Origin of the sequence: Microbacterium sp. A94, from assembly GCF_051842855.1 — a bacterium.
Lineage (GTDB): Bacteria > Actinomycetota > Actinomycetes > Actinomycetales > Microbacteriaceae > Microbacterium.
Genome location: NZ_JBPXMU010000001.1, coordinates 1,009,212 through 1,035,921 on the forward strand (window position 1 = coordinate 1,009,212; position 26,710 = coordinate 1,035,921).

A 26,710-nucleotide genomic window follows, 5' to 3' on the forward strand; every position below is an offset into this window, starting at 1 on the left:
CGCTGGAAGCGTGAGCACACAACGGGTTTTCGTCGCGCGACTGGCCGGTTGCGCCGTCTTCGATCCCGTCGGCGACCGGCTCGGCAAGGTCCGAGACGTCGTCATCGTGTACCGAAGTACCGCCTCGCCGCGCGTGATCGGCCTCGTGATCGAGATTCCCGGACGCCGGCACGTGTTCATGTCGATCGGTCGCGTCACCTCGATCCAGACCGGTCAGGTGCTCACAACCGGGCTCATCAACGTGCGCAGATTTCAGCCCCGCTCCGGCGAAGTGCGGGTTCTCGCAGAGATGCTCGGTCGTCGGGTCGAACTCGTCGACGGCAACGGGCGCGCGGTCATTGAAGATGTTGCGATCGAACCGAACCGACTCGGCGAATGGAATGTCAGCCAGCTGTTCCTCCGCAAGCCCAAGACGAGCGCGTCCCCCTTCGCCAAAGGACCAACCACGTTCGCGGCCTGGCACGAAGTGGCTGAGAAGCGGGCACCGGGTGAAGCCCAGTCGGCTGAGCAGCTCGTTGCTTCATACTCAGAACTGCACGCCGCCGACCTTGCGACAACGCTGCTCGATCTGCCCCAGCGGCGCATGATCGAAGTGGCCGAAGAACTCTCCGACGACCGCCTGGCCGACGCTCTCGAAGAGATGCCGGAAGACGAGCAGGTGCACATTCTCGATGGGCTCGGCGATGAGCGGGCCGCTGACATCCTCGACCACATGGAACCGGACGACGCGGCTGATCTGCTGGCGCAGCTTCCGAAGACACGCCTCGAGCAGCTTCTCGGTCTGATGGAACCCGAAGAGGCCGAGGATGTGCGCACGTTGCTGCGCTACGAACCGGACACCGCGGGTGGTCTCATGACCACCGAGCCGATCATCCTTTCCGCTGATGCCACTGTCGCCGAAGCGCTCGCGCTGATTCGTCGCCATGAACTGCATCCGGCTCTCGCCGCCGCGGTCTTCGTCACGCTGCCGCCGTTTGAGACACCGACCGGCCGCCTGCTGGGCGTCGTTCATTTTCAGCGGATGCTGCGCTATCCGCCGCATGAGCGGCTCGGCGCGATCGTGGACGAGACGATGGAGCCGATCTCGGTGACAGCATCCGCCGCGGAGACAGCGCGACTCCTGGCGAGCTACGACCTCGTCTCCCTGCCCGTGGTGGATGCCGCAAACAGGCTCGTCGGCGTGGTGAGCATCGATGACGTGCTCGATTACCTGCTGCCTGATGACTGGCGCACCCAGGACGTCGACGATGCGACGAACGCGGGAGGTGCACGATGATGGCCAAGGCCGAGCGTGCAGGTCTCGACGCACCCCTGGGGCGCGGAACGTCGCGCCAGCGCCCAGCCAGCTCGCGCGACCGCTTCGGCCGGTTCACCGAGTGGGTCGCCCGTGCCATGGGCACGCCCGCATTCCTGCTGATCCTCACCCTTTTCTGCGTGGCGTGGATCAGTTGGAACACCCTGATGCCGATCTCGGTGCGTTTCGACGACGCGGCCCTCGGCTTCACCGCTCTCACCCTGATGCTGTCGTTGCAGGCTTCGTACGCCGCTCCCCTCATCCTGCTCGCGCAGAACAGGCAGGATGACCGTGACCGCGTGCAGATCGAGCAGGACCGTCAGCGTGCTGAGCGAAACCTCGCCGACACCGAATACCTGGCCCGCGAGATCGTCGCCCTGCGCATGGCGCTGGAAGAGCGAAACGCGCAGGCCGTGACACGTGATGTTCTGCGCGCCGAGCTGAAGTCGCTGCTTACCGACATGGACGATGACCGTGCCGATGAGGCCGGCTCCGCCCCGAGCACGCCCCGGACGCAGCGATGAGCCTTTCTGAGCGTGTTCGCGCCGCCGTAGGAGCAGTCTCCGACCCAGAGCTTCGTCAACCGATCGGCGACCTCGACATGGTGCGCGAGATTTCCGTCGACGGCAGTCGGGCCGACGTCGCCATCGCGCTGACAATCGTCGGATGCCCCGCCGCTGATCGCATCGAGAGCGATGTGCGCCGTGCGGCGGCATCGGTGTCGGGAATCACCGACGTCACGATCCACATCGGCGTCATGACGCCGGCTGAGCGCAAGGCGCTGACCGAGAAGCTCCGCGACGGGCGTCCGGCCCGGCAGATGCCCTTCGGGCCGGATTCGCTGACACGGGTGATCCTGGTATCCAGCGGCAAGGGCGGCGTGGGCAAGTCGACGCTGACCGCGAATCTGGCTGTCGCGCTGGCAGAACAGGGGCTGGCCGTCGGCCTGGTGGATGCCGATGTGCACGGTTTCTCGATTCCGGGGCTGCTGGGCATTCCGGTTGGGACGCAGCCGACCCGCATCGACGATCTCATGCTGCCTCCTGTCGCCCACGGGGTGAAGACCATCTCGATCGGAATGTTCCTCCGAGACGGTGAGGCCGCTGTCGCCTGGCGCGGACCGATGCTGCACCGCACTGTGCAGCAGTTCCTCACCGACGTGTTCTTCGGCGACCTCGACGTGCTGCTCATCGACATGCCGCCGGGCACCGGCGACATCGCGATCTCGATCGGCCAAATCCTTCCGCACGCGGAGGTGCTCGTCGTCACAACGCCGCAGACGGCGGCATCCGATGTCGCCATCCGCAGCGGACTCGTCGCCCGCCAAACCGGACAGCGCGTCATCGGCGTGATCGAGAACATGTCTGCGCTCACGATGCAAGACGGCACGGTCTTTGACCTGTTCGGCACCGGCGGCGGGCAGGAAGTGGCCGATGCGCTCTCGCAGGGCGAGCAACCCGTGCCGTTGCTGGCGACGATTCCCCTCAGTCCCGCGCTGCGCATGGGTGGAGATGCGGGCACGCCCGTGGTCATCGGTGATCCCGAGGATGCTTCGGCCCAGGCGATCCGCGCCGTGGCGGTCGATCTCGCCCGTCAGGGCCGCAGGCTCGCAGGACGTTCGCTGCCGATGTCGGTGACGTCTCGACCCGCCCCAGACGCGCAGCACGGCACCACGCCTCAGAAATGAAAGACTGTCCGAGTGACATCTGACGCCGCTCCCCGAACTGTCCTTGTCGATCAGGAACTCCTGCGCAACCTGACTCGGGACGCCACGCTCTACACGCTCACCCGTCCGCTGGCAGTCATCGCCTACGCCTCGCTGATCGCCGCACTCATTGTGAACGTCATCGTGCTGGTGCTGATCGGCGACGCCGAGCACGAACGCTCTGCAACGCTGTCCTGGACTCCGTTCGCGATCGCCGCGCTGATTGCGGCGTCGATCATCTTCACACGGTCGTCCGTTCAGCGTGCCATCGGATCGGCGATGCCGGCCGGCACGAAGATCGGCATCCAACTCGACGACAAGATGATCAGAATGATGTCGAAGCGCGGCGTCTCAGAGATGAGCTACGAGACGTTTCGTTCGGTCCGCGTCGGCAAGCACGCCGTCATCCTGCAGCTTCGCGGACAGTCAGTGGTCACCGCTATCCCCCGCGCTCTCCTGGACGACGCCGATATCGCGCAGCTCAAGTCGCAGATCTGACTAGGTCGCCTCGACATCGTATGGCGGCGGTGCATCACGCGTGAAGATCGGACGCAACACCGGTTTGCGCGGATACTCATTCGTCGGCGCCGGTGCAACGGCTGTTGTGGCAGCGGCAGGGGCGGCAGTCACGGACGGCTCTTCGAGCAGCGCGTCGCGAATGATGCGGCGTGGGTCGTACTGACGCGGATCGAGCTTGCGCCAATCCACATCGTCGATCTCCGGCCCGATCTCGTCGCGCATTCTGCTCTTGGTGTCGCGCAGATACTCGCCGGCCCTGCGAACGAAGCGCGCGAACGTCTCCGCAGCCTTCGGGAGCCGCTCCGGACCGATGATGATCGCAGCGAGTACACCGATAAGCAGAAGCTTCTCAAAGGTGAGCCCGAAGTCCATGTACCCAGGCTACCCGCCGCGCCTGACCCCTTCAGCCATGGCATACGAATAGTCTGGAATCAGCCGCTTGTGCAAGCGGCTTGAGGAGAAGGTCATGAGCGAGAACGACGCCAACGCACGCTATGTCCGCGAGGCCATCATCGAACCCGCCGCCATCGCGCGCGCACGCGCTCACGCGGTCGAATTAGGAGCAGCCCCGGTCAGTGCGGCCGTCGGCGCGCAGCTTGCCGTTCTGGCAGCTGCCACCAACGCGCGCTCGATCGTCGAGATCGGCACGGGAGCCGGTGTCTCTGGGCTCTGGCTGCTGCGCGGAGCCCCGCAGGCGGTCCTCACCTCTATCGACAATGAGCCCGAGCACCTGGCCGCGGCCCGCCGCAGCTTCAGCGAAGCGAAGATCGTGCCGACCAAGGCACGCTTCATCACCGGCCGTGCCTCCGATGTTCTGCCCCGGATGAACGAGGACGCCTACGACATCGTGCTCGTCGACGCTGACCCCGAGAATGTCATCGAGTACGTCGAGCACGGTCTGCGCCTGGTGCGCACCGGCGGTATCGTCCTCGTCCCCCGCGTGCTCGCCGGCGGAAAAGCCGCAGACCCCGTGCAACGGGATGCCGTCACCAGCGCTTACCGCTCGCTCGTGCAGGAGACGCAGGAGTCCCCTGCGGTTCTCGCCGCGATCTCAACGGTCGGCGAGGGACTGCTGCAGCTCATCAGCCGCAGCACGGACTGATCCAGGAACACGAAAGGGGCGGTGGATCTGAAGATCCACCGCCCCTGATTCGTTGAAGGTCAGCTCACGACGCCAGCGAGGACGTCGTGCAGCTCCTTCGCTTCAGCATCGTTCACGGAGACGACCAGACGGCCGCCACCTTCGAGGGGAACGCGCACGATGATGAGTCGTCCCTCCTTCACGGCCTCCATGGGTCCGTCTCCGGTTCTCGGCTTCATCGCTGCCATCGTGACTCCTTTTCCATCATTGGTATGCATCAAGTTTATCGGTAAGCTTCCGCCACTGCTCACGGGCACGAAGAATCGGTAATGAACGCTCGGTTACGGCACCTGCCAGAAGGTGTTTCCGAGTGCGTACATGGGATAGATCCACAGCCACTGGCCCACCACGCACAGCACCAGCACCCCGATCCGGTACCCGCGCGACCGCGGCACGGCGACGGCTCCCCACAGCGGCGTCAGCGGCATCAGCAGACGGAACGTGCTCGATTGCGGGAAGAACACCGCCAGCAGGTACAGCAGGTAACTCGCACTCCACAGCCGCAGATCCGGTCCCAGGCGACGCACCTGCGGTGCGAAGATCAGCGCGCCAGCCACCACGATCAGCAACACCACCAGCGCGATCGGTCCCCACCACTGCGGCATCCCCCACTGGCCGAACCAGAACTGCGCGCCCTGCACCCATCCCTCGAAGGGGATGAAGCCGTCGGATCCGGCGCCCCAGTTCCGTCGCCACGACAGTTCCGTCGCCAGGTATGCGCCCGCGTCCCCCGTCGCCAGCGCCGCGAAACCCTGCCAGGCGAAACCGGTCGCTGTGGCCAGCGCGCCCAGGGCGATGATGTGCACGACGTGCGCGGCCGGCAGCGGGTCCGTACGTCGGCGCACCCACCGCAGGATGCCGTAGAGCCCCAGGTAGAGCGCGAAGGCAAGGATGCCTGGACGGGTGAACGCCATCACGGCGATCACCGGATACACCCACGCGAATCGACGCCGCGCCACGAGGTCGAGCGCAATGAGCAGCAGGAGGACGAACAGCGATTCTGCGTAGCCGACGTGGAAGAGCGCCGCCAGCGGACCCCAGGCGAAGAAGGCGACCGCCCAGAGCGCTGCGGTGGAGCCGATCCGCTCCCGTAGCAGGCGGTGCAGCATCACCGAGGCGAAGAACCCCGCGACCAGGGAGATGAGGAATGCCCCGGCACCCCAGGAACCGAACGGGAAGCCCACTGCCTGCGCCAGATATGCGTACACCGGCATGAAAGCCCACGCGTTCTCGGCGACCTGCCCGGATTCGGTGAGCGGCAGAACCGACGGGTACCCCGCCCATGCCACCAGCCAGTACCACTGCGCGTCCCAGCCCAGGACGAAGCGACCGAGATCGGCGTCGGCGCCGAAGCGAGACATCGGCCCGGACAGGTGCGCCGCCCAGGACAGCAGCCCGGTGGTGATGAGCCGACCGAGCACATAGATCGCGCCGATCCGCGCGATGACCGGCATCCGCGCCCACTGGCGCGCGAGCGTGGTCAGCGGGCCGTGAGCCACGTGCGCAGCCCCTGCTCCACCGCATCGATCTGCGCGAGCGGAACACGTTCCTCGTCATGGTGGGCGAGGTGAGGGTCGCCCGGGCCGTAGTTGACCGCGGGGATGCCGAGGGCGCTGAAGCGCGCCACATCGGTCCACCCGTATTTCGGACGCGGCTGCGCACCGACAGCGTTAACGAACTGCTGTGCGATCGGGGCGTCGAGTCCGGGTCGAGCGCCCTCTGCGGCGTCGGTGATTTCGAGGTCGAAGCCCTCGAAGACGCCGCGGACGTGAGTCTCGGCATCCGCTGCCGTCTTGCTGGGCGCGAACCGATAGTTCACCTCGACCTCGCACAGGTCGGGGATGACGTTGCCGGCGATGCCGCCGTCGATGCGCACGGCGCTCAAGCTCTCGCGATAGGCCAGGCCTTCTACCTGCACCTCTTTCGCGCGGTACTCGGCCAGACGCGCAAGGATCGGGGCGGCCGCGTGGATGGCGTTCTCACCGATCCACGCTCGGGCGCTGTGCGCCCGCACGCCGCGGGTGCGCACGATCGCGCGGAGCGTGCCGTTGCATCCACCCTCGACCTCGCCGTTGGATGGCTCGCCCAGAATCGCGAAATCGGCTGCGAACAGGTCGGGTCGCTCGGCGGACAGCAGGTTCAATCCATTCATGCATGCCGCGACCTCCTCGTTGTCGTACCACATCCAGGTGATGTCGACCACGGGATCGGTCAGCTCTGCGGCGAGCTTGAGCTGCACGGCAACGCCGCCCTTCATGTCGACGGTGCCACGACCCCACAGGTACGGGTGTCCGTCGTACTCAACGGTGCGAGTGGGCACATTGCCGTTGATGGGAACGGTGTCGATGTGACCGGCGATCACCACGCGCTGCGCGCGCGAGAGGTTTGTCCGCGCAACGACGGTGTTCCCGTGCCGGATCACTTCGAGGTGCTCATAGGCTCGGACGGATTCCTCGATCAGATCGGCCAGATCCTTCTCCTCACCAGAGACACTGGCAATGTCGCAGATCGTGCGGGTGAGATCGACGGATGACGCAGTCAGATCGAGAAGCATATGCTCAGCCTAAGACCTCGCACAGACGCGCTCGGCGATACCGGTAGCGTTAATGGATGAGCACGCGGCGCACAGTATGGGGCACAGGCCTTTCGACGATCGCTGAAGACGGCACGGTGCTGGATGCCTGGTATCAGCAGCTCGGCACCGGTGATCTCCCCCGCACCGGCCTCGCAGACCTCGCCTCCCACACCGGCGGAGACGAGCGTCGCAACGTCGTTATCGACAGCGTCACGCTGCAGATCGACCTCGACGAAGCCCCGGCGTCCACCGCCGATGCCTACCTGCGTCTGCACGCCCTGTCGCACCTGCTGGTGCGCCCCAACGATCTGAACCTCGACGGCATCTTCACTCAGCTGCCGAATGTCGCCTGGACCAACGCCGGCCCCATGCTCCCGGCCGATGCCACGCGGTTGCAGCCGCAGCTGCGCCGCCACGGCATCCAGGTGCAGGGACTCGACAAGTTCCCGCGTCTGACCGATTACCTCCAGCCCGAGGGCGTGCGCATCGCGGATGCCGCCCGCGTTCGTCTGGGCGCGTACCTCTGGCCCGGAACCACCGTGATGCACGAGGGCTTCGTGAATTTCAACGCCGGCACGCTCGGTGCCTCGATGGTCGAGGGGCGAATCTCCCAGGGCGTCGTCGTCGGCGCGGGCAGCGACATCGGCGGCGGCGCATCCATCATGGGCACACTCTCCGGCGGCGGGAGCGTGCGCGTCTCCATCGGAGAGCGCACCCTCCTCGGCGCGAATGCGGGCCTGGGCATCGCGCTGGGTGATGACTGCATTCTCGAGGCTGGCGTCTACATCACGGCAGGCTCCAAGGTGGTCCTGGCGGACGGCCCCGACACCGCAGACGGCGGCAAGCCCGTCGTGAAAGCGGCAGAGCTCTCCGGCCAGAACGGTCTGCTGTTCTGGCGCAATTCGCTCACCGGCGCCATCGAGGTCAAGCGTCGCGCGGGTTCCGGTGTGACCCTGAACGAGACGCTGCACGCCTGAGGACACGCACGGTGCGCATGCAGGTTGCGACATACCTGTCCTGCTACTGTTGAACAGTTGTCCAATTAACGGGCAGCTACGTCGTCGTCACGGGGTCTTCCCAGACCGAAGCGAGCTGAACAGCTCCTCCACCAGTTGGCGTTTCGAACGGCGAACCTCTGCGCACTTCCTGTGCGCGGTCGCCCATCACACGAACTCGACACGCTGACGCGTGTTCACGGAGTATTTCTATGCCTACCTTTCTCGAACTCGGCGTGCCCGCACGCCTGGCTGATGTCCTTGCTGCCGATGGCAAGACCGAGGCGTTCGCCATCCAGCGCGACACGCTCCCCGATTCCCTCGCCGGCCGTGACCTCCTCGGTCGCGGTCGCACTGGCAGCGGCAAGACGATCGCCTTTTCCATTCCCCTCGTTGCGCGCCTTTCCGCATCGAACAAGAAGACCCGCGCGCAGCATCCGCGTGGCCTGATCCTCGCTCCGACGCGTGAGCTTGCCACGCAGATCGCCGCAGTCGTCACCCCGCTTGCCGCAGCAGCAGGGCTTCGCGTCACCACGATCTTCGGCGGCGTCAGCCAGCGCCCGCAGGAGCAGGCGCTGCGCGGTGGAGTCGACATCATCGTCGCGTGCCCCGGGCGCCTCGAAGACCTCATGAAGCAGAAGCTCGTCGCCCTCGACGCCGTCGAGGTCGCAGTCCTTGACGAGGCCGACCACATGGCCGACCTAGGGTTCCTGCCCGGCGTGACCCGCATCCTCACCGCAACGCCCGCCGGCGGTCAGCGTCTGCTCTTCAGCGCGACGCTGGATCGTGGCATCGACTCCCTGGCACGCCGGTTCCTCTCGAACCCGATCAGCCACGAGGTCGACGAATCCAGCGTCCCGGTCGGCGAGATGACCCACCGCGTGCTGGTGACCACCTCCACCGAGCACAAGACCTCTCTCGTGCGCGACCTTGCCTCCGGCACCGGCCGCCGCATCCTGTTCACCCGCACCAAGCACCAGGCGAAGAAGCTGGCCAAGCAGCTGACTGCCGCCGGCGTGCCTGCGGTCGACCTGCACGGAAACCTGTCGCAGAACGCGCGTGAACGCAACCTCAGCGCCTTCTCTGCAGACCCCGCAGATGGTGGCGTGCGCGTTCTTGTCGCGACCGACGTCGCGGCCCGTGGCGTGCACGTCGACAACGTCGACCTCGTCGTCCACGTCGACCCGCCGATGGAGCACAAGGCATACCTGCACCGCTCTGGTCGCACGGCCCGCGCCGGCGCCGCCGGCACCGTCGTCACCGTCGTGCTTCCTGAGCAGCGCCGCGATGTGAAGGACCTGCTGCGCAAGGCCCAGATCACCGCCGAACTCGAGCAGGTGAACTCCGACATCGTCGACGAGCTTGTCGGCGAACGCGCCCCGCACGTGAAGCCCGCGCCGGTGCAACAGCAGCAGCAGCGTCAGCAGCCGAAGAAGCCGCGCCAGCCGCAGCAGGGTGGCGCTCCCGCAGCAGGCTCCCCAGCCAACCGCCGCCGTCGCCCGCAGGGCGGCGCCCAGGGGCAGAACAGCCAGGGACAGCCCGCAACAGCCCAGGGACAGCGCTCCGGTGGCGGCCAGCGCTCCGGCCAGCAGCGCCCCGCTGCGGTCGGCCAGCGCGCCGACTCACGGCGTCCGCGCCGCGCTCAGGGCGGCGGTTCCCAGGGACGCTGATCCCCACGCGAAAGCCCCGGCCACTTCCTTCGGGAAGGGGCCGGGGCTTTTCAGCATCCGATCAGCGCGTCGGGAACTGACGCTCAGTCGCTCCGGTGTACAGCTGCTGCGGACGACCGATCTTGGTCTGCGGGTCCAGCTGCAGCTCACGCCACTGCGCCAGCCAGCCGGGAAGGCGGCCGATCGCGAACAGCACGGTGAACATACGCGTCGGGAAGCCCATCGCCTTGTAGATCACGCCGGTGTAGAAGTCGACGTTGGGGTACAGGCGACGCTCCTGGAAGTACTCGTCCGCCAGTGCGATCTCTTCGAGTTCCTTGGCCAGGTCGAGCAGCGGGTCGGTGACGCCGAGCTCGCGCAGCACCTCATCGGCGGCTTCCTTGACGAGCTTGGCGCGGGGGTCGTAGTTCTTGTACACCCGGTGGCCGAAGCCCATGAGCTTGACGCCCTCTTCTTTGTTCTTCACTCGCTCAACGAAGCGCTTCACGCCCTGACCGGAATCGCGAATCTCTCCGAGCATCGTGAGGACAGCCTCGTTGGCGCCACCGTGCAGCGGTCCAGAGAGCGCCTGGATGCCGGCAGAGATCGAAGCGAACTGATTCGCTCCGGTGGAGCCCACCAGGCGCACAGTCGAGGTCGATGCGTTCTGCTCGTGGTCTTCGTGCAGGATGAGCAGCAGCTCAAGGGCCTTCGACATCACTGGATTGATCTCGTAGGGCTCAGAGTTGACGCCGAAGTTGAGCTTGAGGAAGTTGTCGACGAAACTCAGCGAGTTGTCCGGGTACAGGAATGCCTGTCCGATGCTCTTCTTGTGCGCGTAGGCCGCGATGACGGGCAGCTTGGCGAGCATGCGCACCATGTTGAGCTCGACATGCTCGGGGTTGTTCGGGTCGGTCTGTCCCTCGTAGTAGGTCGAAAGCGCGGCCACGGCCGAAGACAGCACCGACATCGGGTGCGCGGTGTGCGGCAGTGCCGAGAAGAAGTGCTTGAGATCTTCATGCAGCAGCGTGTGCCGACGAATGCGGTCATCGAAGCTCGCCAGCTCGTCAGGCGTGGGCAGCTCGCCGTAGATGAGCAGCCAAGCCACCTCGAGATAGGTGCAGTTCTGCGCGATCTGGTCGATGGGATAGCCCCGGTAGCGGAGGATGCCCTGGTCACCGTCGATGAAGGTGATCGCCGACTTCGTGGATGCGGTGTTGACGAACCCGTAGTCCAGCCCCGTGTAGCCGGTCTGCCGGGTCAGCGTCGAAAAGTCGATGCTGTCGCCACCCGCAGTACCACGCAGTACGGGGAATTCTGCGGTGGTTCCACCAATGGTGAGGGTGGCCTTCGCCTGCTGATCTCCCGCTGCACTCACGCGGACCTCCTTGTACGTATTTACGCGACCTGTTGGTCTGTTTCGTCGAGGGCGATGCACGGCGCTTGACGCCTGGTCGGGTCTCGACCGAATCGCCTCTACAGCCTAGCCGCCTGATTGGCCTACTGTGACATCCGCCAAGAGACCTCAAGAATATGACATGGGAACCTACAGCGGCTCCCCGCGCAAGCGGCGTGCGGCCTCAGCCACTCGCTCTGACGGAGCGGTCAGCGAGAGTCGGATGTGCTGCGCAGCATCCGGCCCGTAGAAGGGCCCTGGACCGGCCAGGATGCCGAGATCGGCCAGTCTCCCCATGGATGCCCAGGCGTCTTCGCCGGCCGTCGCCCAGAGATAGAGACCGGCTTCTGAGCCGTCGATGCGGAATCCGGCAGCTTCGAGCGCCGGGAGCAGGAGTTCGCGCCTGGTCCGGTACAACTCCTTCTGCTCGGCGACGTGCGCTTCATCACCGAGGGCGGTGATCATCGCCTGCTGGACGGGCGCCGGCATCATGAGTCCGAGGTGTTTGCGCGCAGTGAGTAGGTCGGCGATGATCCGGGAGCAGCCGGCTACGAATGCCGCACGATAACCGGCGAGGTTGGACTGCTTGCTCAACGAGTACACGCTGAGCAGACCCGCACGCGTGCCGCCTGTCACCCGGGGATCAAGAACGGAGGGAATGGGTTCATGGGCCCAGGGCCCGTCCCAGCCGAGTTCGGCGTAGCACTCGTCGCTGGCGAGGATCGCCCCGAGTTCGCGAGCGCGTCGCACGGCGGTGGCGAGTTCATCCACCGTCCAGGTGCGCCCGTCCGGATTGCCCGGGCTGTTGATCCAGATGAGCTTGGCACCGTCCGGCCACAGCGCCGGATCATCCTCGGCGATCGGTGTCGCACCGACGACGCGTGCGCCGACCTCGTAGGTCGGATAGGCAACGCGCGGGTACACGACGGTGTCGCCCTCGCCGAGCCCGAGCAGGGTCGGCAGCAGCGCCACGAGCTCTTTGGAGCCGATCGTCGGCAAGACGTTCTCGACGCTCAGATCCGGAACACCGCGTCGACGCGAATACCACTCGACGATCGCCTCGCGCAGCGCGGGCGTGCCGATATTCTGCGGATAGGCATGCGCATCGGTGGCATCGGCGAGCGCCTGCCGGATGATACCCGGGGTGGGATCAACGGGCGAACCGATGGAGAGGTCTACCAGACCGTGCGGATGCCGCGCCGCACGCTCCTGGTACGGAACGACTGCATCCCACGGATAATCGGCGAGGTCGCGGACGCTCACCGGATCTACTCGCCCTGAGGAGGAAGCGCTGCGATCACGGGGTGGTCGAAGGCGTAGACCCCGACCTTGGCAGCGCCGCCGGGCGAGCCGATCTCTTCGAAGAACTCGACGTTGGCTTTGTAGTAGTCCTGCCACTCATCGGGCAGGTCATCCTCGTAGTAAATCGCCTCGACGGGGCACACCGGCTCGCAGGCGCCGCAGTCGACACATTCATCGGGATGGATGTACAGCGAACGCTCGCCCTCGTAGATGCAGTCAACGGGGCACTCGTCGATGCAGGCGCGATCCTTGACATCGACGCACGGAAGAGCGATCACATACGTCACCCCTCCAGTCTACGACCCGTTCTCACCACCGGGCACCTGCGTACGCACAGGTGCGCTCTTCACCCGCGGCCAGGCGACCACCAGCAGCGCGATAGCGGCCACCAAAAGTGTCCAGATCTGACCGGCCGGGGTGTTCGGCACGACGACGGATCCGCCGGGCCCGACACCGGAGATGATCATCAGCATGCCCAGCATTCCGATGGCTGCGGCCAGTGCCGCCGCGCGATCCAAGGTCAGAGCGCGCGTCGCGATCAGTAGTGCTCCGCAGCCAATGGCCCCGACGATCATTCCGATGGGAATGACGCCCCACATCGTGAGGCTGTGCGCGATGGTTCCCGCCGTGCCGTAAACAGCACCAGCGAGGGCAGCAGCGATCCAGGAGATAGCGCGAGAGATCCAGTGGGGCACCCTGAGATCCTACGCGGGCCTGCTGTGGCCCTTCTGCTCATACTGCCCAGCCGACCAGGCGCAGCAGTGCTGCCGATGCGGCAGCGGCCACGACGACGACCAGGAACGACTGCCGCAGGTACAGTAGCCCGGCAGCGACCAGCACGGCCGGGATCCGGGCATCCACAACCACGGCCTGGCCCGCTCCGAGCGCCTGAACAGCTACCAGAGCGGCCAGCAGCGACACCGTCAGCAGGTCCGAGATGCGCGCCGGGCGCGGGGCTTCCAGCAGATGCGGCGGAATCAGGTAACCGAATGCCTTGAACGCCGCGCAGATGCACGCCGCGAGCAGCACGGCACTCCACACGCTCATGGTGTCTCGCCGATCGCGGTATCCGTTGCGCCGGTCTGCTTCAGGGGTGCGCGTGAGCCGTCGAACCAGTTGAACCACCCGACCGCAATGGCAACCACAGCGGCAACGAGCACGGGAAGTCCGGGCATGATCACCGGGGTGAGCACGGCTGCGATAACCGCCGCGGCTACGCCGACGACAATGGCCTGTCGCTGTTTCAGCCTCGGCCAGAGCAGGGCGAGGAAGGCGGCGGCCGCCGCGGCATCCAGGCCCCAGGCTTTCGGGTCGCCCAGAACATCGCCGATGAGGGCGCCGATGAGTGTGGTGAGGTTCCAGCCGACGAAGACGCCGATGCCGGTGACCCAGAACCCGAGTCGACGCAGTGGAGCAGAATCCTGAGAGATGGCGACGGCCGTGGATTCGTCGATCGTGATGTGGGCGGCCGCCGAACGCCGCCAGAAGCCGGACCCGATCGTGGTCGACATCCGCATGCCGTATGCCATGTTGCGCACCCCGAGCAGCGCCGCCGAGGCGATCGCTGAGGGAAGGGCCGCGACACCACCAGCGCTGAGTACCCCGATGAAGGCGAACTGCGACCCGCCGGTGAACATCAGCAGGCTCAGCACGCAGGTCTGCCAGACGTCAAGACCGGATGCCACGGCCAGCGCGCCGAACGATATCCCGTAGGCGCTGGTGGCGACCGCGACCCCGACGCCTTCGCGCCAGACCTCGCGGCGTCCACCGGCCCGCACCTCGGCCGTTCGATTCACTGAACGCATGCGTATCATTCTGAACACTGCACATCGGATAGTCAAGTGAACGAACGTTTGACATGATGAACGCATGGAGGATCTCGGAACTCGCATCGCCCGCACGTTGCGCCGCGAGCGCGAAGCCATCGGAATGTCGGTGTCTGAACTGGCCAGGCAGGCCGGCGTATCGAAAGCGACCGTGTCGCAGCTGGAGAACGGCGCGGGCAACCCCAGTGTCGAGACCCTGTGGGCTCTGGGCGTGGCACTGGGTGTCCCCTTCGCCGTGCTCGTCGATCAGCAGGCCAACGCCCCGACCCTCATTCGCGCCGATGATCTCGCCAGCGTCCCGTCGGCGGCGGCCTCGTACAGCGCGAGCTTGCTCTCCGCGAGCCCGCCCGGTGCACGCCGGGACATCTACCTCATCCGCGCCGAGCCCGGCGAACCACGCAGGTCCGATCCGCACCATTCCGGCACCACCGAGCACGTGATCCTGACCTCAGGGCAGGCGCAGATCGGCCCCGCCGACGCGCCAGTGCTGCTCAATCCCGGCGACTACCTCACCTATGCCGGAGACATCCCGCACGTTTTCGATGCTCTCGTCCCCGGCACCAGCGCAGTGCTCATCTCGGAACTGCGCTGAGCGCTGTTGGACTGACGGGTACAAGAAGAGCCTCGCCCGACCGGTTCAACCGGCGGACGAGGCTCTTTCCTATCAAGCAGTTCAGGCGTTGGCGTCCTGGCGCTTCAGGCGCGAGGTCTCACGTCCGCGGGTGGTTGCATCCAGAACCACCTTGCGGATGCGGATAGCGTCCGGGGTCACCTCGACGCATTCGTCGTCGCGGGCGAACTCGAGGCTCTCCTCCAGTGTCAGCTGGCGCGGCGGCGTCATCGACTCGAAGGTGTCCGAGCTCGCAGCACGCATGTTGGTGAGCTTCTTCTCCTTGGTGATGTTCACGTCCATGTCGTCGGCGCGCGAGTTCTCGCCGATGACCATGCCTTCGTACACTTCCTGCGTGGGCTGAACGAAGAACGACATCCGCTCCTGGAGAGCGATCATCGCGAACGGGGTGACGACGCCGGAGCGGTCAGCGACGATCGAGCCGTTCTGACGCGTGGAGATGTGTCCCGCCCATGCGTCGTAGCCGTGCGAGATCGCGTTGGCGATACCGGTGCCGCGGGTCGTGGTCATGAACTCCGTGCGGAAGCCGATCAGGCCGCGCGAAGGAACGATGAACTCCATGCGCACCCAGCCGGTGCCGTGGTTGACCATGTTGTCCATGCGGCCCTTGCGACCCGCGAGCAGCTGAGTGATCGCGCCGAGGTACTCCTCAGGGGCGTCGATGGTGAGGTGCTCGAAAGGTTCGTGAACCTTGCCGTCGACCTGCTTGGTGACCACCTGCGGCTTGCCGACGGTGAGCTCGAAGCCTTCGCGACGCATGTTCTCGACGAGGATGGAGAGCGCCAGCTCACCACGGCCCTGAACTTCCCAAGCATCCGGGCGTCCGACGTCGACGACCTTGAGCGAGACGTTTCCGATGAGCTCGCGGTCGAGGCGGTCCTTCACCATGCGTGCGGTGAGCTTGTGACCCTTGACCTTGCCCATCAGCGGTGACGTGTTGGTGCCGATCGTCATCGAGATCGCGGGGTCGTCGACGTGAATCTGCGGCAGCGGACGAACATCGTCCGGGTCGGCGATGGTCTCACCGATCGTGATGTCCTCGAAGCCGGCGATCGCGACGATGTCGCCCGGTGCGGCGGACTCGGCGGGGTAGCGCTCCAGAGCACGCGTCTTCAGCAGCTCGGTGATGCGGGCGTTCTGGTGGGTGCCGTCTGCGCGGACCCAGGCGACCGTCTGGCCCTTCTTCAGCGTTCCGTTGAAGACACGCAGCAGCGCCAGGCGGCCAAGGAACGGGCTGGAGTCAAGGTTCGTGACCCATGCCTGCAGCGGAGCCTCGTCATCGTATGCCGGAGCCGGGATGTGCTCGAGGATCGCACCGAACAGCGGCTCAAGGTTCTCGTTGTCCGGCAGCGTGCCGTTCTCGGGACGGTTCAGCGATGCCGCGCCGGCGCGGCCGGAGGCGTACACGACGGGAACGTCAAGCAGCGCATCCACATCAAGATCGGGCACATCGTCGACCAGGTCGGACGCGAGGCCCAGCAGCAGGTCCTGCGCTTCTTCCTCGACCTCGGGGATACGGGCGTCGGGGCGGTCAGTCTTGTTGACCAGCAGGATGACGGGAAGCTTTGCCTCCAGCGCCTTGCGCAGCACGAAACGAGTCTGCGGGAGCGGGCCCTCCGAAGAGTCGACGAGCAGCACGACGCCATCGACCATCGACAGACCGCGCTCGACCTCGCCACCGAAGTCGGCGTGGCCGGGGGTGTCGATCACGTTGATCGTGATCGGAACGTCGCTGTGGACGCCGGTGTAGGTGATCGCGGTGTTCTTCGCGAGGATCGTGATGCCCTTTTCGCGCTCGAGATCACCCGAGTCCATCGCGCGTTCATCGACGTGCGCGTGCTCGCCGAACGAGCCCGTCTGACGGAGCATCGCGTCGACGAGGGTGGTCTTGCCGTGGTCGACGTGCGCGACGATTGCGACATTGCGGAGATCAGAGCGAAGGGCGTGCGCCATGCAAGTTTTCCTAAAAGAGTGTGGGGTGCGCCGGGATGCCGACGTTTCAGGATATCCCACGAAGGCTGTCCAGTGTCTGAACAGCCTTCTACGCCTGTCGTAACATCGGGCTGTGTCCTCATCTGCAACCGCCGCCGCCACGTCTCCGCTCTCCCGCACGCGGCTGTGGTGGGAGATAGCGATCGTGCTGGCGCTCGGACTCGGGCAATCGGCCATCTACTCGATCGTGCAGCTCGCCTATCGGCTGACGGATGCGACGCCGCTGGCCGACCAGGTCGCAACGCTGAATCCCTCGCGCAGCGACCGGGAGGTGTTCGACCTCATCTATCAGGTGCTCGCGATCGGCTTCGCGATCGTTCCCGTGCTCCTGGTGTGCTACCTGCTCTGGCAGTCACCGCGGCCGCATCTCGGTCGGCTCGGGCTGGACGGCACCCGCATCGCCCGCGACAGCCGAAACGGCATCCTGCTCGTGCTGGCGATCGGCATTCCTGGTCTCGCGCTTTACATCGTCGGCCGGATGCTGGGACTGTTCGTCGCGGTGAATCCGGGCGGACTCGACACGCACTGGTGGACGGTGCCGATTCTGCTGCTGTCGGCCGCACGCGCGTCGATCATGGAGGAATTCGTCGTGCTCGGCTACCTGTTCGCGCGTCTGAAGCAGATCGGGTGGGGTATCTGGCCGATCATCATTGCCACGAGTGTGCTGCGAGCCAGTTACCACCTGTATCAGGGACCGGGCGCGTTCATCGGCAACCTGGCGATGGGGCTGCTGTTCGGCTGGCTCTTCTCACGCTCCGGTCGGCTGCTGCCGTTCCTGGTCGCCCATTTCCTGATCGATGCGGCGGCGTTCATCGGGTATCCGTGGGCCGCGTCGACCTTCCCCGCGATGTTCGGCCTCCCCGGCTGAGCCTTCCCGCTGCCGAATCCCGCTACCGGGTGACGGCAACGGCGATTACCGCCCAGATCACGAGCACGATGAGCGCGGCGAACGCCGGCATATCCCAGCTGCGGCTGATGCCGCTGCGGGGCACTCCCCCAGCCACGGCATCCGCTCGCAGACGACGCAGCATCGCGATGCCGTCATCTTCCGGGCTGGCATCCTCCCGTGTCCGCTCCGGGCCCAGCCTGCGCGGACGAGAGCGGGTCGGACCACCGAAGCACCGCAGCACAGATTCGTCTGCGAACGTCACCTCAAGCTGCCACCGCATGTCGATGCGCTTCACCATCGACCAGGGCGCGCTCGTGCGGCGCAGGAAGTTCTGCACGCGCATCCCGAAGCTGTCTGCACTGATGCCGGAGGCGATGCCGACCACATACACGCCCCAGAGCACGAGCAGCGGCCAGGGTGCCAGCAGCACCGCGTTCTCCAGGCCCGAACGGATGGCGGCATCGGCGAGCAGCACCAGAGTGATCACTGCGCAGATCGCCAACAGGATGACGGCCCCCGTGGCCGGGAACACTCGTTTGCGGTGAATTGCCGTTCTCACCCGATGCCGCCCAGCGGCAAGGATGCCCCGGGAATCGCTTCCAGCAGACGACGGGTGTATTCCTCACGCGGATTGCTGAAGATCTCATCCACCGTTCCCTGCTCCACGATCTGTCCCTGCTCCATGACGCACACGAAATCTGCAGCAACGCGCACGACCGCCAGATCATGCGTGATGAACAGATAGGTCAGGCCGAGATCGCGCTGAAGGTCCGAGAGCAGGTGCAGAATCTGGTCCTGCACCAGCACGTCCAGCGCTGACACCGCCTCATCGAGCACCATGATGTCAGGCTTCAACGCGAGCGCACGCGCGATCGCCACCCGCTGTCGCTGGCCTCCGGAAAGCTCACTCGGATAGCGCCAAGCGAGCTCCCGTGGCAGCGCCACCTGCTCCAGCAGATCGAGGGACCGCTGGTGCTGCTCTTCCTTGGTGCCGATCCCGTGCACGTGCAGGGGTTCGGAGATGACGTGGCCGATGCTCCGCAGCGGGTCAAGGGAACCATAGGGGTCCTGGAACACCGGCTGCATGCGGCGTCGCAGATGGAAGATGTCTGAGCGAGACATCGTGCTGGTGGCGAGTCCGTCGATGAGGATCTCGCCATCCGTGGGCTTTTCCAACTGCAACAGCATCTTCGCGACGGTCGACTTTCCCGATCCGGATTCGCCCACCAGCGCGAGCGTCTTGCCACGAGGAATGGAGAAGGACACGTCATCGACCGCACGGAAGCGCTCGTGCCGGAGTCCCCCAGTGCGGATCGAGTAGTCCTTGACAAGACTCTGGACCTCGACCACAGCTGGCGCCGTTTCCCCCGGCGTCGACTCTTTATGCGCTGTGATCCCGATGCGCTTGGATGCGAGGCTGGGAGCTGCGGCGACCAGTCTCTGCGTGTACGGATGCTGCGGGTTGGTGAGGATCTCCACGCTGACGCCCGCCTCGACGATCTCCCCCTGGTTCATGACGAGGATGCGGTCCGCCCGCTCGGCGGCGAGCCCGAGGTCGTGTGTGATCAGCAGCACCGAGGTGCCGCGCTCGCTGGTCAGCGAGGCGAGGTGATCGAGGATCACCCTCTGCACGGTGACATCGAGTGCGCTGGTGGGTTCATCCGCGATCAGCAGCTTTGGATCGGCCGCCAGCCCGATGCCGATCAGCGCGCGCTGACGCATACCGCCGGAGAACTGATGCGGGAACTGATGCATGCGGCGGGCCGCGTCCGCAAGACCGGCCTGGACGAGCACTTCAACCGCACGATCGTGGATTTGTCTACGTCCCTGCGCCAGGCCGTTGGCGCGGACGGCCTCTTTGACCTGGAACCCGATCGACCAGACGGGGTTGAGGTTCGACATCGGGTCCTGCGGCACGTAGCCGATCTCGCGTCCGCGAATCTTCTCCATCTGCCGACGGTGGACGCGGGTGAGGTCAGTGTTCTCGAGCATGATGCTTCCGCCGGTCACTTCGCCGGTTCCGGGGAGCAGATCGATGATCGCGGCCGCCGTGGTGGATTTTCCGGACCCGGATTCACCGACGATCGCGAGCGTCTCACCCTCGAGGATGTCGAAGCTCACGCCGTGCAGCACTTCGTTGGACTGTTTGCCACTGCGGAACGCAACCGTGAGGTCGCGGATGCTCAGAAGTGGTGCGCTCATCGCCGAGCCCTCGCCTTCGGATCAACGGCGTCGCGAAGCAGCTCGCCGAGAGTGATGAATGCCAGCACCGTCAGCGTCAACGCGAGAGACGGCCAGAACAGCGCCATCGGCGCAGTTCGGATGCTGGTCTGCGCCTGGCTGATGTCGTTGCCCCACGACATGGTGCTGCCGCCGAGGCCGACCCCCAGGAACGACAGAACGGACTCCGCGACGATCGCGGCGCCCAGACTGAGAGTGGCGACAACGATGACCGGCGCCATCGCATTCGGGAGCACATGCGAGAGCAGCGTGCGGAAGCGAGAGAGTCCCACAGCCTCTGCTCCCATGACGAAGTCCGCCTGCTTCACGCGGAGCACTTCCGCTCGCATGATCCGGGCCGTCGACGCCCAGGCGAACCCGCCGATGGCGAAGGCAAGCACGAGCTCGTTGCGCACCGGCATCACCGACATCACGACGATGGCGGCGATGATGTACGGAATCGTGAAGAAGATGTCGCCGACACGAGAGAGCAGCGAGTCGAGCCAGCCGCCGTAGAATCCCGCATACGCACCCATCACCATGCCGATGACTGTGCTGATGAGGGTTGCGAGCACGCCGACGATGAGCGACGTGCGTGTCCCCCAGATGATGCGCGAGTAGACATCGCAGCCTTGACGCGTGAAGCCCAGTGGATGCCCGGCCTCCGGCCCTCCGTTGCTGCTGCCGAGCGAACAGCCGTTGTTGGGCGCCACATTGGTGAACAGCGACGGCCAGACGGAGACGACAAGCACCAGCAGGACGAACGCGGCAGAGATCCAGAAAACCGGCCGACGCCGCAGATCGCGCCAGGCATCGAGCCAGAGGTTACTGCGTTTAGCATCGATGCGAACAACATCCACCGGGATAGAGGTTGTATCGACGGGAGCGACGTAGTGCTCCTGGTAAGCATCAGGTCGAGACATAGCGAATCCTCGGGTCGAGCAGGCCGTAGAGCAGATCCACGACGATGTTGATGAACACGTAGACGACGACGAACACGGTAACGAACGAGACGACCGTCGGGTTCTCTCCGCGGATGATGGCCTGATACAGGGTGTTGCCGACGCCGGGCACATTGAAGATGCCCTCGGTGACCGTCGCTCCCACCATGAGGATGCCGAAGACAGTGCCCAGGTCGGTGACCATCGGGATCAGCGAGTTGCGGAGCACATGCACCGGAATGACGCGATTTCTAGAGAGACCCTTGCTGTACGCGGTACGTACCCAGTCCTGGTTGAGTGTCTCGATCGTCGAGGCGCGCGTGAGCCGCATGCTCGTGGCGTACACGCTCACCCCGAGCACGATCGCCGGTAGCCACAGATCACCCCAGTCGTTGCGTCCGCCGACCGTAGGTCTGAACCAGCCGAGTTGCACTGCGAGGAAATACTGCGCCAGGAACGCGAGGACGAAGATCGGCACAGCGACGAAGACGAGTGCGAGCACGAGCATCGAGTTGTCGAAGATACCGCCCTTGCCGAGCGCCGAGAACAGGCCGATGACAATCGCCAGGACGAACGCGATGCCCACGGCCATCACGGCGAGCCGCAATGTCACGGGGAACGTGCGAGCCAGAATGTCGCTGACCGGCTGACCGGAGAAACTCACTCCGAAATCGAGTCGGAAGATGCCGGCGATGTAGTAGAAGTACTGCACGACGAACGGCTCATCGAGGTGATAATGCTCGCGCAGGCGCTCGAGAACAGCCGGGTTGGGCTGTCGGTCGCCGAACAGCGCCGCGATGGGATCACCGGGCATCGCGAAAACCATGAAATAGATCAGCAGGGTGGCGCCGAAGAACACCGGAATCGCCTGCAGGATCCGTCTGAGGATGTAAAAGGCCACCCTCGACCTCCCTTCGGGTACGGGCGCAAAGCGACGAGGCGATGGTGGTACACCACCGCCCCGTCGCCTGTCAGTGTCAGCCGACCTTAGTGATCTGTTCGTACAGTGGCACCGAGTTCCAGCCGAACTGGACGTTCTCCACGGTTTCGCTGTAGCCGCCGACCACGTTCGAGTACCACAGCGGCAGCGCCGGGAGGTCTCTCAGCAGCACTTCCTGCGCCTGCTGGAACAGCGAGTTGGCCTCCTCAGCATCTGTTGCCGAGATGCCCTCTGCGAGCAGCGAATCGAACTCCTCGCTGGAATAGTCGCCGTCGTTGGAGCCAGCGTTGGTCGCGTAGAGCGGCCCGAGGAAGTTGTACAGACCGGGGTAGTCGGCCTGCCAACCGGTGCGGAACGCGGTCTGGATCGTACGGTCCGTGATCAGCGCACGCGCTTCAGCAAAGGTCGGGTACGGAGCACCCGATGCTTCGATGCCGAGAGTGTTCTTGATCGAGTTCACGGTCGCGTCGACCCAGGCCTGGTGGCCACCGTCAGCGTTGTACGCGATCTGGAACTCTCCGCTCCAGGGGCTGATGGCGTCAGCCTGGGCCCAGAGCTCCACTGCCTTCTCCGGGTTGAACTCCAGTACCTCAGCACCTGCGAGCGAATCGGACCAGCCGTCGATGACCGGCGATGTGAAGTCGCTGGCCGGCGTGCGGGTGCCCTGGAAGATGACGTCGGTGATCTCCTCACGGTTGATCGACATGGACAGCGCCTGACGACGCAGGTTTCCTTCTTCGCCACCGAAATGCTCGAGTCGATCAGGGATCGTGAACGACTGGAAGATCGCTGCCGGCTGGTTCACGGCGCGGTCGCCCAGGTCGGATTCGAAGGTTTCGAAAGCCGAGTCGGGGATCGCGTCGAGCACGTCAAGCTCACCGGCCAGCAGGTCGTTGTACGCGGCGTCCTGCGAGGCGTAGAACGTGATGCTCAGGCCGCCGTTGGCCGGGGTGCGCGGACCGTCGTAGTCGGGGTTCGTGACCAGGTCGATGCCGACGTCATGCTGCCAGGCACCTTCACCGTCAAGCATGTAGGGGCCGTTGCCGATCGGGTTCTCACCGAACGTCTCGATGTCTTCGAACGCTACGTCGGGTAACGGATAGTAGGCCGAGTAGCCCAGGCGCTGGGCGAAGTCGGAAGCCGGCTTGTTCAACGCGATCGTGAACGTGTAGTCGTCGACCTGCTCCAAGCCGGTCAGTTCAGAGTCGGCGTCGTAGCTGAAGCCCTCGATATCTTCGAAGAAGTAGCTGGACAGTTGCTCGTTCGAGGCGAGTGCACCATAGTTCCAGGCTTGGATGAAGTTATCGGCGGTGACCTCTTCACCGTCGGTGAAGGTGAGGCCCTCACGGATCTTCACCGTGAGGTGCTGCGGGTCTTCGACCGTGATGTCCTCGGCCACGTCGTTGAAGACCGCACCGTCAGCTGCGTAGCCGATGAGTCCGGCGAACATCGCGTCGAGGATCTTGCCGCCACCCACCTCATTCGTGTTGGTCGGGATCAGTGGGTTCTGCGGCTCGGAACCGTTGACTGTGATGATGGCGCTTGCGTCGCCGCCGTTGTCACCCAAGTCGTCCGTGTCGGAATCCCCACCACCGCTTGCACAGCCAGCGAGCGCCATGGCGCTCGCCGCAAGCAGTCCCACACCCGCCAGAGTGATCTTGTTTCGCTTCATTGCGTGCCCTCCTGTGGACAGTTACAGGCGCGTTCTGCGTCGAATGCACCGAGATGTCTCGAGGCTAACCCCACGGTCGACTGAACGATAGGTCCGTTAATCAACCGTTACTGAGTTGGTGCCCTTCGACTGTCCTTTGCACGAGTGGTGACCTTCGCTCGGAGGTCACCACTCGCGATGAGATCTAGGCGAACGCCTCGATCGGCGGGCAGGAGCACACCAGGTTGCGATCGCCATACGCCTGGTCGATACGGCGCACCGGCGGCCAGTACTTGGCGGCCACAAGCGCTGGCACCGGGTAGGCGGCATCCTCACGTGTGTACGCGTGGTCCCACTCCCCCGCGATCAGCGAGACAGCGGTGTGCGGCGCGTTCACCAGCGGGTTGTCTTCTGCGGGCCAGCGACCGGATGCCACGGCATCCGCCTCGCGCTTGATCATGATCATCGCCTCGATGAACCGATCGATCTCGCCGATATCCTCCGACTCTGTCGGTTCCACCATCAGGGTGCCCGGCACGGGGAACGACATGGTCGGTGCATGGAATCCGTAGTCGATGAGTCGTTTAGCGACGTCGTCGACGGTGATGCCGGTGGCTTCCTTCAGCGGACGCAGATCCAAGATGCACTCGTGGGCAACCCGACCGCTCTCTCCCGTGTACAGCACCGGAAAGTGCTCGCCAAGGCGTGCGGCGATGTAGTTCGCCGACAGCACTGCGGCCGCGGTCGCATCACGCAAGCCCGAAGCACCCATCATCCGGACGTACGACCACGAGATCGGCAGGATTCCCGCCGAGCCATAAGGCGCGCCCGAAACCACTCCACCGCCGAATTCGTATCCGCCCGCATGCGTGGTGCGCTGTGCGAGCGGGTGCGACGGCAGATACGGCGCGAGATGGGCTTTGGCCGCGACTGGTCCGATACCCGGACCGCCACCGCCGTGCGGAATCGCGAACGTCTTGTGCAAATTCAGATGCGAGACATCCCCGCCGAGGTCGCCGAAGCGCGCGTAACCAAGCAGGGCGTTGAGGTTCGCTCCGTCGACGTACACCTGACCGCCGGCGTCGTGCACGGCGGAGGTGATCTCAACGACGTCCTGCTCGTACACACCGTGCGTGGACGGGTAGGTGATCATCAGGGCTGCGATCGATTCGGCATTGACCGCGATCTTCGCGCGCAGATCATCGAGATCGACGTTGCCCATCTCATCGCAGGCGACGACGACGACCTTCATTCCGGCGAGCACTGCTGAGGCGGCGTTGGTGCCGTGCGCCGATGACGGAATCAGACAGACGGTGCGATGCTCGTCGCCGTTCGCGAGGTGGTAGCTGCGAATCGCGAGGAGACCGGCGAGCTCACCCTGCGAGCCGGCGTTCGGCTGCAGCGAGACCGCGTCGTACCCGGTGACCTCGGCCAGCCAGGCTTCCAGCTGGTCGATCATCTCGAGATATCCCGCAACATCGGATGCCGGTGCGAACGGGTGGATGCCGGCGAACTCTGGCCAGGTGATCGCCGCCATCTCCGTGGCAGCGTTGAGCTTCATCGTGCACGAGCCCAGCGGGATCATGCCACGATCGAGCGCGTAGTCACGGTCGGCGAGGCTCTTCAGATACCGCATCATGGCGGTCTCGGAGCGATGCACGTGGAAGACGGGGTGCGTGAGGTACTCGTCGGTGCGGTGCAGGGACTCCGGAAGTGCCCCGCGCGATCCGGTTCCGAAGAACCCGAAGGTGCGCTCCTGGGTGCCGCCGAAGAGAGTGGCGACACGGTGCAGCTCCGCGACGGTGGTCGTCTCGTCGACCGAGATTCCGATGGTGGTGTCATCCACGAGGTGCAGCAGGATGCCCTGCTCCTCGTGGGCACGGGCAACGATCGTCGTAGCTTCTGCGGTGCGCACGGTCAGCGTGTCGAAGAAGGCGTCGTGCACGATCTCCGCGCCGGCGTCCGTCACCCAGTCGCGCAGCATGGATGCCTTCGCGGCGACCTCGCCTGCAATCGCTCGCAGCCCGTCCGGCCCGTGATAAACCGCGTACATCGCCGCCATCACTGCCAGCAGCACCTGCGCGGTGCAGATGTTGCTCGTCGCCTTCTCACGGCGGATGTGCTGCTCGCGCGTCTGCAGCGAGAGACGGTACGCGGGCTTGCCATCGGCATCCACCGAGACACCAACGAGGCGACCGGGAAGCTGGCGCTCGAGGCCTGAGCGCACAGCCATGTAGCCGGCGTGTGGTCCGCCGAAGCCCATCGGCACGCCGAAGCGCTGCGTGGTGCCCACCGCGACGTCCGCGCCGAGCGAGCCCGGCGAGGAGATCAGCGTGAGCGCCAGCAGGTCGGCTGCCACGACCGCGAGGCCGCCTGCGACGTGAGCGGCGTCGATGACGGCGCTCGGGTCCCAGACCCGGCCGGATGCTGCGGGGTACTGCACGAACACGCCGAACAGTTCATCCGGCAGGGATTCTCCGCCAGCCAGGTCGCGTTCGACGAGCTCGATGCCCAGCGCTGAAGCGCGGGTCTCGAGCAGCGCCTTCGTCTGCGGGAACGCATCCGCGTCGACCACGAACACGCTGGACTTCGCCTTCGAGGCGCGCCGTGCCAGCAGCATCCCCTCGGCGACAGCCGTGGATTCATCGAGCATCGACGCGTTGGCGGTCGACAGCCCGGTGAGGTCAGCGACCATCGTCTGGAAGTTGATGAGCGCCTCCAGCCGGCCCTGTGAGATCTCCGGCTGGTACGGCGTGTACGCCGTATACCAGGACGGATTCTCGAGGACACCCCGCTGAATCACACTCGGGGTAAGCGTGCCGTAGTAGCCGAGGCCGATCATCGACCGGCTCACCCTGTTGCGAGATGCGAAGCCGCGCAGTTCGGCGAGTGCTTCCGCTTCCGTGGCAGCCGGCGGAATCGCTGATGTCCCGGACGCGTCCGAGAAGATCGATGCGGGAACGGCGCTGCGCATCAGAGCATCGATGGGGGCATCAGCATCGGCAACACCGAGAGCTTCCAGCATGATTCGCTGGGTCTCTGCT

The 26,710-nt window shown here is 65.3% G+C and carries 26 protein-coding genes; 9 read left to right on the plus strand and 17 right to left on the minus strand.

Annotation, left to right across the window (positions count from 1 at the left end; genetic code table 11):
• Positions 1-10: 10 nt before the first annotated feature.
• The 4 genes from ACSU1L_RS05000 to ACSU1L_RS05015 are packed head-to-tail and all read left to right on the plus strand — an operon-like array spanning position 11 to position 3,497.
• Positions 11-1,276 carry a magnesium transporter MgtE N-terminal domain-containing protein gene (locus tag ACSU1L_RS05000; protein WP_438253452.1) on the plus strand — a complete coding sequence of 422 codons (1,266 nt, stop codon included), beginning with the start codon at positions 11-13 and terminating at the stop codon, positions 1,274-1,276.
• On the plus strand, positions 1,276-1,818 hold the full coding sequence (locus tag ACSU1L_RS05005; RefSeq protein WP_438253702.1) for a DUF1003 domain-containing protein: 543 nt from the start codon (positions 1,276-1,278) through the stop codon (positions 1,816-1,818). The genes ACSU1L_RS05000 and ACSU1L_RS05005 overlap by 1 nt, the downstream gene beginning before the upstream one ends.
• The gene (locus ACSU1L_RS05010) at positions 1,815-2,981 is read left to right on the plus strand and encodes an Mrp/NBP35 family ATP-binding protein (RefSeq protein ID WP_439254912.1); all 1,167 of its coding nucleotides are present in this window, start codon (positions 1,815-1,817) and stop codon (positions 2,979-2,981) included. Before ACSU1L_RS05005 ends, ACSU1L_RS05010 begins: the two co-directional genes overlap by 4 nt.
• 12 nt (positions 2,982-2,993) lie before the next feature.
• Entirely contained in the window at positions 2,994-3,497 is a 504-nt protein-coding gene (locus tag ACSU1L_RS05015; RefSeq protein WP_438253450.1) for a YcxB family protein, read from the plus strand.
• On the opposite strand, the gene ACSU1L_RS05020 is transcribed toward ACSU1L_RS05015, so the two are convergent.
• Positions 3,498-3,890, minus strand: a complete 393-nt coding sequence (locus tag ACSU1L_RS05020; RefSeq protein ID WP_438253449.1) for a Sec-independent protein translocase TatB — start codon at positions 3,888-3,890, stop codon at positions 3,498-3,500.
• A gap of 94 nt (positions 3,891-3,984) precedes the next feature.
• Here ACSU1L_RS05020 and ACSU1L_RS05025 point away from each other — a divergent pair, with 94 nt between their 5' ends.
• Complete coding sequence (locus ACSU1L_RS05025) at positions 3,985-4,620, plus strand: O-methyltransferase (RefSeq protein WP_438253448.1); 636 nt, start codon at positions 3,985-3,987, stop codon at positions 4,618-4,620.
• A gap of 59 nt (positions 4,621-4,679) precedes the next feature.
• Here ACSU1L_RS05025 and ACSU1L_RS05030 read toward each other — a convergent pair whose 3' ends face one another.
• The 3 genes from ACSU1L_RS05030 to dapE form a co-directional block, all read right to left on the minus strand.
• Entirely contained in the window at positions 4,680-4,847 is a 168-nt protein-coding gene (locus ACSU1L_RS05030) for a DUF3117 domain-containing protein (RefSeq protein ID WP_084595462.1), read from the minus strand.
• Between the two features lie 93 nt (positions 4,848-4,940).
• On the minus strand, positions 4,941-6,158 hold the full coding sequence (locus tag ACSU1L_RS05035; RefSeq protein WP_439254913.1) for a hypothetical protein: 1,218 nt from the start codon (positions 6,156-6,158) through the stop codon (positions 4,941-4,943).
• Complete coding sequence (dapE, locus tag ACSU1L_RS05040) at positions 6,140-7,213, minus strand: succinyl-diaminopimelate desuccinylase (protein ID WP_439254914.1); 1,074 nt, start codon at positions 7,211-7,213, stop codon at positions 6,140-6,142. The genes ACSU1L_RS05035 and dapE overlap by 19 nt, the downstream gene beginning before the upstream one ends.
• 56 nt (positions 7,214-7,269) lie before the next feature.
• Here dapE and dapD point away from each other — a divergent pair, with 56 nt between their 5' ends.
• Both dapD and ACSU1L_RS05050 read left to right on the plus strand, forming a co-directional pair.
• Positions 7,270-8,211 (plus strand): 2,3,4,5-tetrahydropyridine-2,6-dicarboxylate N-succinyltransferase, encoded by a 942-nt coding sequence (gene dapD, locus ACSU1L_RS05045; protein ID WP_439254915.1) that lies wholly within the window; start codon positions 7,270-7,272, stop codon positions 8,209-8,211.
• Between the two features lie 230 nt (positions 8,212-8,441).
• Entirely contained in the window at positions 8,442-9,899 is a 1,458-nt protein-coding gene (locus ACSU1L_RS05050; protein ID WP_439254916.1) for a DEAD/DEAH box helicase, read from the plus strand.
• Between the two features lie 61 nt (positions 9,900-9,960).
• On the opposite strand, the gene ACSU1L_RS05055 is transcribed toward ACSU1L_RS05050, so the two are convergent.
• The 6 genes from ACSU1L_RS05055 to ACSU1L_RS05080 all read right to left on the minus strand — a co-directional run bounded on the left by ACSU1L_RS05055 (position 9,961) and on the right by ACSU1L_RS05080 (position 14,381).
• Positions 9,961-11,256, minus strand: a complete 1,296-nt coding sequence (locus tag ACSU1L_RS05055; RefSeq protein WP_439254917.1) for a citrate synthase — start codon at positions 11,254-11,256, stop codon at positions 9,961-9,963.
• Positions 11,257-11,424: 168 nt separating this feature from the next.
• Positions 11,425-12,537, minus strand: a complete 1,113-nt coding sequence (gene dapC, locus ACSU1L_RS05060) for a succinyldiaminopimelate transaminase (protein WP_439254918.1) — start codon at positions 12,535-12,537, stop codon at positions 11,425-11,427.
• 5 nt (positions 12,538-12,542) lie between these two features.
• Positions 12,543-12,863, minus strand: a complete 321-nt coding sequence (fdxA, locus tag ACSU1L_RS05065; RefSeq protein WP_438253441.1) for a ferredoxin — start codon at positions 12,861-12,863, stop codon at positions 12,543-12,545.
• A gap of 9 nt (positions 12,864-12,872) precedes the next feature.
• Positions 12,873-13,271 carry a histidinol dehydrogenase gene (locus ACSU1L_RS05070; RefSeq protein WP_438253440.1) on the minus strand — a complete coding sequence of 133 codons (399 nt, stop codon included), beginning with the start codon at positions 13,269-13,271 and terminating at the stop codon, positions 12,873-12,875.
• A 37-nt stretch (positions 13,272-13,308) separates the two neighbouring features.
• Complete coding sequence (locus ACSU1L_RS05075; RefSeq protein WP_439254919.1) at positions 13,309-13,623, minus strand: AzlD domain-containing protein; 315 nt, start codon at positions 13,621-13,623, stop codon at positions 13,309-13,311.
• Entirely contained in the window at positions 13,620-14,381 is a 762-nt protein-coding gene (locus ACSU1L_RS05080; protein ID WP_438253438.1) for an AzlC family ABC transporter permease, read from the minus strand. The genes ACSU1L_RS05075 and ACSU1L_RS05080 overlap by 4 nt, the downstream gene beginning before the upstream one ends.
• A gap of 64 nt (positions 14,382-14,445) precedes the next feature.
• Between ACSU1L_RS05080 and ACSU1L_RS05085 the strand changes: the two genes are divergently transcribed.
• Positions 14,446-14,994, plus strand: a complete 549-nt coding sequence (locus tag ACSU1L_RS05085; protein WP_439254920.1) for a helix-turn-helix domain-containing protein — start codon at positions 14,446-14,448, stop codon at positions 14,992-14,994.
• 81 nt (positions 14,995-15,075) lie between these two features.
• Here the strand turns inward: ACSU1L_RS05085 and typA are convergent, their stop codons facing one another.
• On the minus strand, positions 15,076-16,986 hold the full coding sequence (gene typA / locus ACSU1L_RS05090) for a translational GTPase TypA (RefSeq protein ID WP_438253436.1): 1,911 nt from the start codon (positions 16,984-16,986) through the stop codon (positions 15,076-15,078).
• A 112-nt stretch (positions 16,987-17,098) separates the two neighbouring features.
• On the opposite strand from typA, the gene ACSU1L_RS05095 reads away from it, so the two are divergent.
• Positions 17,099-17,893 carry a CPBP family intramembrane glutamic endopeptidase gene (locus ACSU1L_RS05095; protein ID WP_439254921.1) on the plus strand — a complete coding sequence of 265 codons (795 nt, stop codon included), beginning with the start codon at positions 17,099-17,101 and terminating at the stop codon, positions 17,891-17,893.
• A 22-nt stretch (positions 17,894-17,915) separates the two neighbouring features.
• Here ACSU1L_RS05095 and ACSU1L_RS05100 read toward each other — a convergent pair whose 3' ends face one another.
• The 6 genes from ACSU1L_RS05100 to gcvP all read right to left on the minus strand — a co-directional run bounded on the left by ACSU1L_RS05100 (position 17,916) and on the right by gcvP (position 26,691).
• Complete coding sequence (locus tag ACSU1L_RS05100; protein ID WP_439254922.1) at positions 17,916-18,473, minus strand: PH domain-containing protein; 558 nt, start codon at positions 18,471-18,473, stop codon at positions 17,916-17,918.
• On the minus strand, positions 18,470-20,116 hold the full coding sequence (locus ACSU1L_RS05105; RefSeq protein WP_438253433.1) for a dipeptide ABC transporter ATP-binding protein: 1,647 nt from the start codon (positions 20,114-20,116) through the stop codon (positions 18,470-18,472). The genes ACSU1L_RS05100 and ACSU1L_RS05105 overlap by 4 nt, the downstream gene beginning before the upstream one ends.
• Positions 20,113-21,057: an ABC transporter permease gene (locus tag ACSU1L_RS05110; protein ID WP_438253432.1), complete on the minus strand. Its 945-nt coding sequence runs from the start codon at positions 21,055-21,057 to the stop codon at positions 20,113-20,115. The genes ACSU1L_RS05105 and ACSU1L_RS05110 overlap by 4 nt, the downstream gene beginning before the upstream one ends.
• Positions 21,044-21,976 (minus strand): ABC transporter permease, encoded by a 933-nt coding sequence (locus tag ACSU1L_RS05115; protein WP_438253431.1) that lies wholly within the window; start codon positions 21,974-21,976, stop codon positions 21,044-21,046. The genes ACSU1L_RS05110 and ACSU1L_RS05115 overlap by 14 nt, the downstream gene beginning before the upstream one ends.
• A gap of 76 nt (positions 21,977-22,052) precedes the next feature.
• Positions 22,053-23,687, minus strand: a complete 1,635-nt coding sequence (locus tag ACSU1L_RS05120; protein WP_439254923.1) for a peptide ABC transporter substrate-binding protein — start codon at positions 23,685-23,687, stop codon at positions 22,053-22,055.
• A 184-nt stretch (positions 23,688-23,871) separates the two neighbouring features.
• Complete coding sequence (gcvP, locus tag ACSU1L_RS05125) at positions 23,872-26,691, minus strand: aminomethyl-transferring glycine dehydrogenase (RefSeq protein WP_439255046.1); 2,820 nt, start codon at positions 26,689-26,691, stop codon at positions 23,872-23,874.
• Between the last annotated feature and the right edge of the window lie 19 nt (positions 26,692-26,710).